Origin of the sequence: Streptomyces flavofungini (assembly GCF_014650815.1) — a bacterium.
Classification (GTDB): Bacteria; Actinomycetota; Actinomycetes; order Streptomycetales; family Streptomycetaceae; genus Streptomyces; species Streptomyces flavofungini.
Map to the genome: position 1 here is coordinate 1 of NZ_BMVR01000005.1, position 12208 is coordinate 12208.

Here is a 12208-nt window from a genome sequence, read left to right on the forward strand (position 1 = left end):
CTAATTTTAGAGAAAACCCCCGCACCTTTGGTGCGGGGGTTTTCTGCGTTTAGGGGCAGTAAGGCGGTGGCCCGGCCTAAGACGGCCGCACCAGCTTCGTGTCGTACGCCAGAATGACCGCCTGCACCCGATCCCGTGCGCCCGTCTTCGCCAGGATGCGGCCCACATGCGTCTTCACCGTCGACTCCGCGAGATGCAGCCGGGCGGCGATCTCCGTGTTCGTCCAGCCCTGGCCGATCACCGTGAGGATCTGCAGCTCGCGATCCGTCAGGGAAGACAGGAGCGGATGCTTCGCCGGGTCGGCGGAAGCGGAGGCGGCCTCGGCGCCCGTACCCGACGGCAGCTGGTGCGCGAACGTGTCCAGGAGGCGGCGCGTCAGGCGAGGCGCCACCACCGCGTCCCCCGTGGCCACCGCGCGTATCCCCGAAAGCAGCTCCTCCGGCAGCGCGTCCTTGATGAGGAAACCCGACGCGCCCGCCCGCAGCCCCGCATACGCGTACTCGTCGAGGTCGAACGTCGTCAGGATCAGGACCCGAGCGCTCGACCCGGACGCGACGATGCGACGCGTCGCCTCGATGCCGTCCATGTCCGGCATGCGCACATCCATCAGGACCACGTCCGGACGCAGGCCGGACGTCATGCGGACCGCGTCCTGGCCATGGCCGCCCTCCCCCACCACCGTCATGTCGTCCTGGCTCTCCAGGAGCATGCGGAAGCCGAAGCGCTGCAAGGGCTGGTCGTCGACTATGAGGACGGTCGTCACTGAGCGGATTCCTTAAGCGAGAGGGGAGCGGTGGCGCGGGGGAGTCGGAGACGGACCTGCCAGCCCGGCTCGGGGTGCGGACGCGGGCCGGCCTCAAGTGTCCCCGCGTACAAGGCGGTTCGTTCCCGCATGCCGGTCAGGCCGCGGCCCGTGTCGGAGAGCGCCCCGCCCTGCCCCGTGTCCGTGACCGTCACCCGCACGCCGTCCGCCGCGTACGAGACCTCGACCGCGGCCGTCGCCCCCGGCCCCGCGTGCTTCAGCGTGTTCGTCAGGGCCTCCTGCACCACGCGGTACACGGTGAGTTGCTGGCCCTGGGGGAGGGAGTCGGCGCGGCCGTGGAAGGTGCTGCGGACGGGCAGGCCCGCCGCGCGGACGCCGTCGATGAGGCGGTCCAGGTCGGTGAGGGCGGGCTGCGGGGCGAGCTCGGCGGCCTCGGGCGTTCCGGCGGCCTCGGGGGTCTCCTCGCGCAGCACGTCGAGGAGGCGGCGCAGTTCGTCGAGGGCCTGACGGCTCGTGGAGCCGATGGCGTCGAGGGCCTGGGCGGCGCGCTCGGGGGACTTGGCGGCCGCGTACCTGCCGCCGTCGGCGAGGCCGGTGATGACGGACAGGTTGTGGCCGATGATGTCGTGCATCTCGCGGGCGATGCGGGTGCGTTCGGCGGCGGCGGAGAGCCGTGCCTGCTGGTCGCGTTCGACCTCGAGCTGGCGGGCGCGCTCGACGAGGGCGCGGGTGTAGTCCTGACGGGAGCGCACCGCGATGCCGAGCAGCGCGACCAGGGTGTACGCCCACACCTGCGGGACGATCTGCTGGTCCCAACTGCCCGTCGGATAGCGGACCGTGCCCACCACCAGGGGCACCAGCATCAGCACACCCGCCCACCCCAGGGTCTTCAGGGGCAGCCGCAGCGCGATGTTGAACAGGACGATGAGCTGGACCAGCGCGATCTGGAGCATCGCGCCGGACGCGCTGTTGACCACGCCGAACCCCACCATGACGGTGAGGACCGCCATCGGCCGGGTGCGGCGCCACAGCAGCGGCAGCGACATGCCGAGGGTGAGGACGGCGACGAGCCAGCCGGGGAGGTCCGTGTTCTGCGCGATGTTGCGCCAGCCGTCGCCCAGGTAGTCGATGCCCGCCGCCACGACGAAGAACCCCGTCACGAGCAGGTCCCAGACCAGCGGGCGGCGCCCGTCGAAGGCGCGCGCCCGCTGTGTCAGCCGCTGCATGTGCCGGGTGAGCGGGTGCTGGTCCACGTCTTGGGTCACCGGCTCATCCTCGTACACGTACTGGATCTCGTACATGTGCTCGGTACTCACACGTCCCGGCGCTTGAGCAGAGCCGATGCCGCGACCAGGATCGCCGCCGCCCAGAGGGCGAGGGTCAGCAGGCCGGTGCCGGCGGACACGGTGTCCTCGACGCGGGTGAGGGAGCCGAGGGACGCGGAGGCCTGGGCGGGGAAGTACTTGACGGCGGTGTCGACCGCGTCGAGGGGGAGGGTGCCGATGACTTCCGGCAGGACCAGGACGGCGCCGACGAAGGCGCCGATGCCGCCGGGTACCGAGCGGAGCAGCGCGCCCATGCCGAGGGCGATGAGACTGAGCAGGGTGATGGCGGCGGCGCTGCCCGTGAGGGCGCCGAGGACGCCGGAGTCGGTGAGGGACAGCTCCTTGTCGGTGCCGGACAGCCAGATCTGGGCGACGAGGAACGTGACGATGTTCGTGACGAGGGACAGGGTGAAGGCGACCGTGGCGAAGACGGCGGTCTTGCACCACAGGACGGGGCGGCGGCGCGGCACCGCGGTCAGGGAGGCGCGGATCATGCCGGTCGCGTACTCGCCCGCGGTGACGAGGATGCCGAGGACGGCGAAGCAGATCTGGGAGAGCTGGGTGCCGAAGAGGACGAAGACGACGGTGTCCACGTCGGAGTCGTCGCCGTCGTAGGTGGAGCCCATCGTGATGCCGACGGAGAGGACGAGGGCGACCGCGGCGATGAGGGTGATCCAGGTGGTGCGGAGCGTCCACAGCTTGTGCCACTCGGAGCGCAGGACGCGGGCCGTGGTGACGCGGTACGGGCTCCGGGCGGGCGCGGGCGCGGGCGGGGTGCGGGTGTCCGTGGTCATGCCGCGGCTCCTTCCAGGGGCGTGACGTACTCGACGGAGTCGTGGGTGAGGTCCATGAAGGCCTGCTCCAGGGACGCGCTGTGCGGGGTGAGTTCGAACAGCGGGACGGCGTGGGCGGCGGCGGTGCGGCCGATGTGCTCGGCGTCGGTGCCGCGGATGTCGAGGGTGCCGGGGGTGTCGCTGGTGATGGTCACGGCGGGGCCCGCGAGGAGTTCGGCGAGGTGGGCGGCGGCGGGGGAGACGACTTTGACGGAGCCGGTGCCGGAGTCCCGTACGAAGCGCTCGACCGTGGTGTCCGCGAGCAGTTTGCCGCGGCCGACGATGATGAGGTGGTCGGCGGTCACGGCCATTTCGCTCATCAGGTGCGAGGAGACGAGGACGGTGCGTCCGTCGGCGGCCTGTGCCTTGAGGAGGTTGCGGATCCACAGCACGCCCTCCGGGTCCAGGCCGTTGACCGGCTCGTCCAGGATGAGCGTCGCCGGGTCGCCGAGCAGGGCGGCCGCGATGCCGAGGCGCTGGCCCATGCCCAGCGAGAAGCCCTTCACGCGGCGGCCCGCGACGTCCGAGAGGCCGGTCGTGCCGAGGACGGCCTCGACGCGGGAGCGCGGGAAGCCGTGGGTGTGGGCGAGGGCCATCAGGTGGTGGTACGCGGAGCGGCCCGGGTGGATCGAACGGGCCTCCAGGAGCGCGCCGACCTCTGTGAGGGGCGCGCTGTGTCCGGCGTACGCCCGGCCGCCGACGGTGCAGCGCCCGGACGTCGGCGCGTCCAGGCCGAGGAGCATGCGCATGGTCGTGGACTTGCCCGCGCCGTTGGGGCCGAGGAAGCCGGTGACGGTGCCGGGGCGGACCTCGAAGGAGAGGTCGTCGACGGCGGTCTTGGGGTTCTTCCCGCCATAGCGTTTGGTGAGTCCGTGTGCCCGAATCATGGGTCGATGGTCGCGTCGGGGCGGGGTCGGGCGCGTCGGACCGGGGTCTCTTCGTCGGGCGGGGAGTAGTACCGGGGTACGACGGCGTCGACGGTCGGCGTGGGGGGCGCCGGGTGAAAGGCGTTGCGTCGGGTCGGCCGTCCGCTCAAGATCGGTGTATGGAACACGTCATACGCCCCGTGCGCGCCGACGAATGGCGACAGGTCCGTGAGCTGCGGCTCCTCGCTCTGCAGGACCCGGCGGCGCCGGTCGCCTTCCTGGAGACGTACGAGAACGCCGCCATGAAGTCCGACGAGTTCTGGCAGGAGCGGGCCGAGGGCGGCGCGTCGCCGGGCGGACCGGTGCGGCAGTTCGTCGCGGAGGGGCCGGACGGCGTCTGGGCGGGTTCGGTGACCGTGCTGATCGAGGAGCCGGGTACGCAGGGGGTGTTCGGGGCGGGCTCGTCGGTGCGGCAGGCGCATCTCGTGGGGGTCTTCGTCCGGGCCGAGTACCGGGGTACGGGGGTCACCGAGGCGTTGTTCTCGGCGGCCGTCGAGTGGGCCCGGGCCGCGGAGGGCGAGGGGGCCGGGGTGGAGCGGGTGCGGTTGTTCGTGCACGAGCACAATCCGCGCGCGGAGGCGTTCTACCGGAAGTTCGGGTTCGTGCCCAGCGGGGAGGTCGTGCCGGTGCCGGGGGATCCGGGGGCGCGGGAGCGGGAGATGGTGTTGGAGCGGGCGGTCGCCTGAACCCCTGGCTCGGTACCTCCTGTTCGGCTGAGTAGAACGCTCGTTTTAGTAGCGATGGTGGTTCAGCCGGCCAGTTCGTCGTGGGGCCAGCGGGCGCGGCCCTGCTCGCGGGAGCGGAGCAGGGCCAGGGTGGGCATGCCCCGCTCCGGGCCGGTGGCGAGCAGCTCCGGCAGTTGCGGGAGCGGGGCGACCGCGGCCACGTCGTCCAGGACGAGGGTGATTGGTGGGTCGAGCCGACCGGAGGATGACCGTTCGGCCATGCGCCGGCCGTGCTCGACCACGCTGGAGGCGAGTGCCGTCAGGAGAGGCATCGCGCCGGGGTTCGTCTTGGGGTCCTCGATGGCCTCGCCCACCACGAAAAGCGTGCCCCCTTCATCGATGAAGGAATCCAGGGTGAGGGCGTCAGTTCGGTTCGGCGTGCAGGATTCCCGTACGTTGACGGTGAACAGGGCGGCGAGGGCGCGGGCCGTCAACTCCTGGGCGATGTCCCGGCGTTCGGTGTGCGCGGTGAGGGCCGACTCCAGTTCGCCCGCCGCGCCCGGGGCCGCCTTGGGGTGGGTGCGCAGGACGCGGACCGCGTCCTGGACCTGGGTGCCCTGGGCCCAGCGGTGCACGTGCTTGATGTTGCGGCCGTCGATGGCCGCGGCGTGCAGGAAGCTGCGGAGCAGGGTTTCCGCCGTGTCGGCCACCGCGGTGTCCAGTTTGGCGCTGGGTCTGATGGGGGCGAGGAGGGAACTGGCCCGGTGGGCGGCTGTCTGGTTGTCCTCGCAGCCGGTGGTGGGGGGCCAGTGGAGGCGGGCCGGGGTGTCGCAGAGGTGGGAGGGGTCGTAGACCAGGACCGGGCCGAGCTTCGCTCTGGCGTCCTTGGTCTCCTCCCAGAGGGTGGGGTCCGAGGTGATGATCAGGGCTGCGGATTCTGCGTCCGCGATGGCTTGGGCCGCCAGGGGGCGGCGGGTTTCCGGGGTGCCCAGGACCAGGGGGGTACGGGGGGTGGGGACCGTGGGGGTTTTGGTGAGGTCGATGTCTGGGGACGCCGGGGGTGCCGGGGTGGGGGCTGTCGTCGCCGCGGCGTCGGACTCTGCCGCCGGGGCGGGCGGGGTGGCCGTTTCCGTCGGGGCGCCGTCGGCCTGGGCTGTGCCCACCCTTCCCCAAGCTCTCGGCTTCGCTCGAGCAGGGGATGCCCCTATCGCCCTCTGGGCGGACCAGCTGCCCACAGCGGGTAGCGGAGTATCGGCGCTGCCCACAGCGGGTGGGGCAGGCTGCTCCTGCGGCGTGGGATCGCTTGTCGCTGCCTTCTGGGCTTCCGCTCGGCGTGCCCTTCGTACCGCTCTGAAGCGGGTGACCGTTCCCATCACGAAGACCGTCAGGACGACGAGGACCATGACCTGGCCGATGAGGAAGCCCCAGAGGAGGCCGTAGCCGGAGAGCTGGGTGGCGGGGGTTTCGGGCCAGGCGCCGTGGACGTCGTGGGGTTCCTGGGCGAGGTGGCGTACCGCGGGCGGGGTCTTGCCGAAGGTCACCCCGTCCGGCCACTCGCCGTGCGCCCACCAGGCCGCGATGCCCGTGGACGACCAGATCAGGACGACCATGCCGAGCACGAAGGCGAGGCCGCCCACGAGCAGGCCGTCCGGTACGCCGCCGCGCCCGCCCGTCCCCTGCCCGCCGTGGCCGTGGCCGCCGGGCCCCTGCCCGTGCCGATCCTGCGTCATGTCACGCCACCGTCGACCGGGAGCCGGAGGACCCGGCGGGCCCGTCGCCCATCTGCTGTTCCATGTACGCGGCCCTTTCCTCCGCCTCCCGTTCGGCCGCCGCGAGGGCGTCGTCGGCGAGCAGGTCGCTCGCGGACTCCGTCATGGCGCGGTCGGTGAACACCAGGGGGCGTTCCGTGTCCGTGATGAGGTGTTTGACCACCTGGACGTTGCCGTTGACGTCCCAGACGGCGATGCCGGGGGTCAGGGTGGGGATGATCTCGACGGCCCAGCGGGGCAGGCCGATGACGCGGCCGGTGGCGCGGGCCTCGTCGGCCTTCTGGGCGTAGATGGTGCGGGTCGAGGCCATTTTGAGGATGGCGGCGGCTTCCTTGGCGGCGGCGCCGTCGACGACGTCGGAGAGATGGTGGACGACGGCGACGAAGGACAGGCCGAGGCGGCGGCCGAACTTCAGCAGGCGCTGGAAGAGCTGCGCCACGAAGGGCGAGTTGATGATGTGCCAGGCCTCCTCGACGAGGAAGATGCGCTTCTTCCGGTCGGGGCGGATCCAGGTGTGCTCCAGCCACACGCCGACGATCGCCATGAGGATGGGCATGGCGATGGAGTTGCGGTCGATGTGGGAGAGGTCGAAGACGATGAGGGGGGCGTCGAGGTCGATGCCGACGGTGGTGGGGCCGTCGAACATGCCGCGCAGGTCGCCGTCCACGAGCCGGTCGAGGACGAGGGCCACGTCCAGACCCCAGGCCCGGACGTCGTCTATGGCGACGTTCATGGCCTCGGCGGACTCCGGTTCGGGGTGGCGGAGTTGCTCGACGATGTCGGTGAGGACGGGCTGGCGGTCGACGATGGTCTCGTTGACGTAGGCGTGCGCGACCTTGAGCGCGAAGCCGGAGCGCTCGTCCAGGCCGTGCCCCATCGCCACCTCGATGATGGTGCGCAGCAGCGCGAGCTGGCCCGTGGTGGTGATCGCGGGGTCGAGGGGGTTGAGGCGGATGCCCATGTCGAGGGCGGCCGTCGGGTCGAGCCGGATGGGGGTTATCCCCAGCTCCTGCGCGATGAGGTTCCACTCGCCGACGCCGTCCTCGCCCTGTGCGTCGAGGACGACGACCTGGCGGTCCTTGAACCGCAGTTGCCGCAGGACGTACGTCTTCTCCAGGGCGGACTTGCCGTTGCCGGACTCGCCGAGCACCAGCCAGTGCGGTGCCGGGAGCTGTTGGCCGTACAGCTGGAACGGGTCGTAGATGTAGCCCTTGCCGGAGTACACCTCACGGCCGATGATCACGCCCGAGTCGCCGAGGCCGGGCGCGGCCGTCGGCAGGTAGACCGCCTGGGCCTGGCCCGTCGACGTACGCACCGGGAGGCGGGTCGTCTCGACCTTGCCGAACAGGAAGGACGTGAACGCGTCCGTGAGGACGGTCAGCGGGTCCCGCATCGCACCTTCACACCCCTACCGTTGAGGTTCATCGCCGGATGCCGGTCGCGAACGGCAGCGTGTTCACAAATGCCCGGTGGTGCTCGCGGTCGCACCACTCCAGCTTCAGATACGACTTTCCGGCCGAAGCCCGGATGGTCCGCTTGTCGCGGGCGAGGGCTTCGGGGGAGCGGGACGACACCGTGATGTAGCCGACCAGGTTGACGCCCGCGGCGCCGCTCGCCAGGTCCTCGCCGCGCTGGTCGAGGCGGGAGTGGGAGGCGATGTCGCGGGGGTCGACGGTGCGGTTCATCTTGGCCTGGCGGCTGGCCTCGGCCTCGTCGTTGGTCTTCTCCGTGAGCATCCGCTCGATGGCGACCTCGGTGGGTTCCAGGTCCATGGTGACGGCGACGGTGCGGATGACGTCGGGGGTGTGGACCAGGAGGGGCGCGAGGAAGTTCACGCCGACCGGGGTCATGGGCCACTCCTTCACCCAGGCCGTGGCGTGGCACCAGGGGGCGCGGGTGGACGACTCGCGGGTCTTCGCCTGCAGGTACGTGGGCTCCATCGCGTCCAGTTCGGCGGGCCAGGCGTTGCGCTTGGTCATGGCCTGGAGGTGGTCGATGGGGTGGTCGGGGTCGTACATGGAGTGCACGAGGGAGGCGAGGCGGCCCTGGCCGAGGGGCTGGCGGACGCGGATGTCGGCTTCCTGGAGGCGGGAGCAGATGTCGGTGAGCTCGCGGGCCATGACGACGGCGAGCCCGGCGTCCTTGTCGAGCTTCTTGCCGCCGTGCGGGCGCGACGCGCGGGCCATGGCCTGGGCCTCGGCGGCGAGGTCGCGGGAGTAGTGCATGCAGGCGACGAGGTAGGCGCGGTGCTGCTCGCTGCTGGTGGAGACCATGGACTGGAGCTGTTCGTAGCTGTGCTGGAGCCAGGGCAGGGCCCGGTCGTCGCCGCGGTTGGTGACGTCCTTGGCGTGCGCGTCGGGGTCGGCGGGCAGGGTGCGGGCCAGCATCTGGATGCGGGTGACGAAGCCGTCGCCGTTGGCGACGTGCTTGAGGAGCGTGCCGAAGCGGTCGACGAGGGCTTCCTGGTCCTCGCTGTCGCGCAGGCCGACGCCGGGGCCCTCGATCTCGATGGCGGCGGTGACGGTGCGCCGGTCGGCGTGCAGGAGTACGGCGATCTCGTCCGGGCCGAAGGGCGCGGCGAGCCAGTTGATGCGGCCGATGCCGGGCGGCGGGCCGATCTCGACCTCGCGTCCGTCGAGGCGCACTCCGGCCTCGGCGACGGACGAGCGGTAGGTGGTGCCGCGGCGCAGGGAGCGCTTGTAGCTGCGGTTGATCTCGAACCACTTGTAGAACGTGCGTCCCTTGAAGGGGAGGTACACGGCCGCGATCGCGATCAGGGGGAAGCCCATGAGCAGCAGGATGCGTGGGAGGAGGAAGGGGATGAGGATGCCGCACATCATGCCGAGGAAGGCGCCGCCGATGATGAGGGCGATCTCGCCGGTCTCGCGGTTGCGGCCGATGATGGCGTTCGGCCGGGCGCGGCCGATCAGATAGGTGCGGCGGGGCGTGACCGGTGGGGACACATGGGACTGGGTCGTCAACGCCCTTCACCTCCAGTGCTGTTCGGACGGCCGCGGTTGCCCGCGTGGGGGGTGTTGGAGGGGCTGGTACGGGGCGGGGGTGCGGCGGAGGGGACAGTTCCGCCGCCGTTGGGGGAGCCGGAGCGGTGGCCGTGGGTGGAGACACCGCTGCCGACGGCGTTGGCGGTGGCGGGCTGGGGCGGGGCGTCGCCGCCGCCCGCCTTGCCGCCGCCAGCCTTGCCGTTGGAGCGCGCGCTGTGGGTGCGGATGCCCTGGGCGACCCAGGCGGCGGGTGAGTTGAGGGCGGTGGCGGCGCGGTTCTCGGCGCCGCGCATGAGGCGGTTGTTGCGGGTGGCCATGATGTCGTCGCCGAAGCCGGGGACGAAGCGGTAGATGGAGGCGCTGGCGAAGATGGCGAGGAGGATGACGGAGAGCCCGGACACGACGGCGGACAGGGAGTCCGGCCCGTCTTCTCCCTGCAGGGCGCCCGCGATGCCGAGGACGATCACGATGATCGGCTTCACCAGGATGATCGCGACCATCAGTCCGGCCCAGCGGCGGATGCGGCCCCAGGTGTTCTTGTCGACGAGGCCGGAGTAGACGACGGTGCCGAGGAGCGCGCCGACGTAGAGCATGGCGGCGCGGATCACCAGTTCCAGGCAGAGGATGCCGGCGGCGGCGATGGACACGGCGGAGACGACGATCAGCATGATCGGGCCGCCGCCGATGTCGGTGCCCTTGTCCAGGGCTTGCGAGAACGTGCCGAAGAACTTGTCGGTCTCGCCGCCCACCGATTTGGCGAGCACCTCGGAGATGCCGTCGGTGGCGGACACGACGGTGGCGAGGATCAGCGGGGTGAACGCGGAGGCGAGGACCGTCAGCCACAGGAATCCGATGGCTTCGGACAGTGCGGTGAGCATCGGTACGCCGCGGATCGCGCGCTTGGCGACGGCGAGCAGCCACACGATCAGCGTCAGGACGGTCGAGGCGGCGAACACCACGGCGTACTGCTGGAGGAACTTCTCGTTGGTGAAGTCCACCGCGGCGGTGTCGTTCACATACTCCGTGAGCTTGTTGACGATCCAGGACGCGGCGTCGCCGAAGCCACGGGCGAGGGAGGAGAGGGGGTCGAGCTTGGAGAAGGCGCCGTCGTCGGTGGGGGACTTGGGGGTGCCGCTGTCGCCGCCTTCGCCTTGTTCGCAGTACTTCTTGGCGGGGCCGTGGATCAGCGCGCAGGGGTCGTCGTCGGGCGCGGCCGCGGCGCGCGTGGCGAAGAGGAGCACGGCGGTCTGCACGGCCGCGACGGCGGCGGTGACTGTGAGGACGGGACGGCGGCGGCTACCGGGCATACGTGAACCCTCCGTACCCTTCGACCGCCTTGGCGATCTCGTCGGAGTTGGACGCGCGGTCGTCGCCCGGGACGGGGGCGGGACCTTCCTTCTGGGAGTGCGTGGTGATCTTCCAGTCGCCGTCGACCCACTCCAGCTGCATGGTGATGGTGAACCAGCTGCTGGTGACCGGCTTGGTGGACTGCTCACCGGCCAGGCCGAGCAGTCCGCCGCACCAGACGGCCACGGTGGCCCTGCCGTCGGCGAACTCGGTGACCTTGGTGCCGATCGGGCTGGTGCGGGAGACGAACTGGAAGCCGCTCGGCGTGCTGCCGTCCGCCTTCAGGCCCACGTTCTTGAAGAAGTCGGCGGTGTACGCCTTGTCGAGGTCCGCCTTGAACCTGCCCACGCTGGCCGGGGCCATGATGGCCTTGAGGATGCCGTCCCGCTTGGACTTGTCGAACATCTCGGCGGAGCCGAGCGCCACGGCGTAGTTGGCAGCGGCGCTCTGGGCCCCTTGCTGGCTCTTGGCGTACCCCGAGGCGATGCCGGTGGCGCCCTTGCCGCTCACCGGCTTCTCCCCCGTAGGAGCCGTGGGCGCGGCCTCCGTCCCCTTGCCGCCCCCGCGCCCCCCGTCCCCGCCCCCGTCGGACGACGAGTCGTCGCGGTTGGCGAAGGCGATGGCGGCGATGAGGAGGACGACGACGCCGATGACGGTGACGACGCTGCGGGAGGGGGACCGGCCCGCGCCGCGTCCTGGTCTGCGGGAGCCGTACCCGTCGGCGCCGTCGCCCTCCGGGAGCCGCGTCCGGGTCTCGCCCGTGCCGCCGAAGAGGTCATCGTCATCGCTCATGCCGCGTACGTCCCCTCAACCTCTTGCTTGACCGCGCTAACCGCCAGGTGCACCCGATACGACGGTAGCCGGGCCGGCACCCGCGCGGGCGCGGTGTGGTGACTGGACATCAGGGAGTTGCAACCTCAGCCGGTGGGCGCGTCGGACGGGGGGGAATCCGGTGGAAGCCGGGGAGCGGGTGTCAGACCGCCATGCCGTAGACGATGGTGAACAGCGTGCCCAGCGAGCCGATGATGAAGACGCCGGTGAGACCGGCGATGATCAGGCCTTTGCCCTGTTCCGCGCTGAAGGTGTCGCGCAGGGCCGTCGCGCCGATGCGTTGCTTGGCGGCGCCCCAGATCGCGATGCCGAGGCACAGCAGGATGGCGACCGCCATCACCACCTCGATCATCACCCGCGCCTCGTTGCCCAGGCTCCCGAAGGGGCCCCAGTCGGGGGCGATCCCACCGATGATGGTGTTGATGTCGCCCTTCTCGGCTGCCATAAGCATGTGTAACTCACCGCCCCTAGTGGGTTGTTCTCGCGCCTCTGCCCGCCTCTGCCTACCCAGTGCAGAGGACGAGGCTCATTGTCGCTGACAATCGGTCCGGCGCGTGCCGCCTTGACGTCATTTGTTGGCCGACTTCGCACGTTTCGTCGTACGCAGCCCGCGTAGGCGTTCGGCGGCGGGCGCAGAACGCTATACGAAGGAACGTATGGTCACTCTGTGTATCACGCGGGGTGACGTCGGGCAATGAATGTCCGGCGTGGCCACTGACGTCAACTCAGGCGGGCCCGGGGCGAGGC

General features: G+C 70.9%; 11 protein-coding genes. 1 reads left to right on the top strand and 10 read right to left on the bottom strand.

Annotation, left to right across the window (positions count from 1 at the left end; all coding sequences use genetic code 11):
• Positions 1 to 76 precede the first annotated feature (76 nt).
• From IE274_RS13375 to IE274_RS13390, 4 genes are read right to left on the bottom strand one after another with little or no spacing between them, the layout of a single operon-like run.
• A complete protein-coding gene (locus IE274_RS13375; RefSeq protein WP_190115945.1) occupies positions 77 to 763 on the bottom strand; it encodes a response regulator in 687 nt (228 codons plus the stop codon).
• Positions 760 to 2064: a sensor histidine kinase gene (locus tag IE274_RS13380; RefSeq protein WP_190116453.1), complete on the bottom strand. Its 1305-nt coding sequence runs from the start codon at positions 2062 to 2064 to the stop codon at positions 760 to 762. The genes IE274_RS13375 and IE274_RS13380 overlap by 4 nt, the downstream gene beginning before the upstream one ends.
• An 11-nt stretch (positions 2065 to 2075) precedes the next feature.
• Positions 2076 to 2882 (bottom strand): ABC transporter permease, encoded by an 807-nt coding sequence (locus tag IE274_RS13385; RefSeq protein ID WP_190115946.1) that lies wholly within the window; start codon positions 2880 to 2882, stop codon positions 2076 to 2078.
• A complete protein-coding gene (locus tag IE274_RS13390) occupies positions 2879 to 3808 on the bottom strand; it encodes an ATP-binding cassette domain-containing protein (RefSeq protein ID WP_190115947.1) in 930 nt (309 codons plus the stop codon). Before IE274_RS13390 ends, IE274_RS13385 begins: the two co-directional genes overlap by 4 nt.
• Before the next feature lie 158 nt (positions 3809 to 3966).
• Here IE274_RS13390 and IE274_RS13395 point away from each other — a divergent pair, with 158 nt between their 5' ends.
• On the top strand, positions 3967 to 4533 hold the full coding sequence (locus IE274_RS13395) for a GNAT family N-acetyltransferase (RefSeq protein ID WP_190115948.1): 567 nt from the start codon (positions 3967 to 3969) through the stop codon (positions 4531 to 4533).
• A gap of 62 nt (positions 4534 to 4595) precedes the next feature.
• Here IE274_RS13395 and IE274_RS13400 read toward each other — a convergent pair whose 3' ends face one another.
• From IE274_RS13400 to IE274_RS13425, 6 genes are all read right to left on the bottom strand, one after another.
• Complete coding sequence (locus IE274_RS13400) at positions 4596 to 6242, bottom strand: type IV secretory system conjugative DNA transfer family protein (RefSeq protein ID WP_229909523.1); 1647 nt, start codon at positions 6240 to 6242, stop codon at positions 4596 to 4598.
• Position 6243: 1 nt separating this feature from the next.
• Positions 6244 to 7674, bottom strand: coding sequence for an ATP-binding protein (locus IE274_RS13405; protein WP_190115949.1), 1431 nt, complete (start codon positions 7672 to 7674; stop codon positions 6244 to 6246).
• Between the two features lie 28 nt (positions 7675 to 7702).
• Positions 7703 to 9262, bottom strand: coding sequence for an SCO6880 family protein (locus tag IE274_RS13410; protein ID WP_190115950.1), 1560 nt, complete (start codon positions 9260 to 9262; stop codon positions 7703 to 7705).
• On the bottom strand, positions 9259 to 10590 hold the full coding sequence (locus IE274_RS13415; RefSeq protein WP_190115951.1) for a hypothetical protein: 1332 nt from the start codon (positions 10588 to 10590) through the stop codon (positions 9259 to 9261). Before IE274_RS13415 ends, IE274_RS13410 begins: the two co-directional genes overlap by 4 nt.
• Positions 10580 to 11422 (bottom strand): DUF8175 domain-containg protein, encoded by an 843-nt coding sequence (locus IE274_RS13420; RefSeq protein ID WP_190115952.1) that lies wholly within the window; start codon positions 11420 to 11422, stop codon positions 10580 to 10582. Before IE274_RS13420 ends, IE274_RS13415 begins: the two co-directional genes overlap by 11 nt.
• A 181-nt stretch (positions 11423 to 11603) precedes the next feature.
• Positions 11604 to 11912, bottom strand: coding sequence for a DUF8827 family protein (locus IE274_RS13425; RefSeq protein WP_030363595.1), 309 nt, complete (start codon positions 11910 to 11912; stop codon positions 11604 to 11606).
• Between the last annotated feature and the right edge of the window lie 296 nt (positions 11913 to 12208).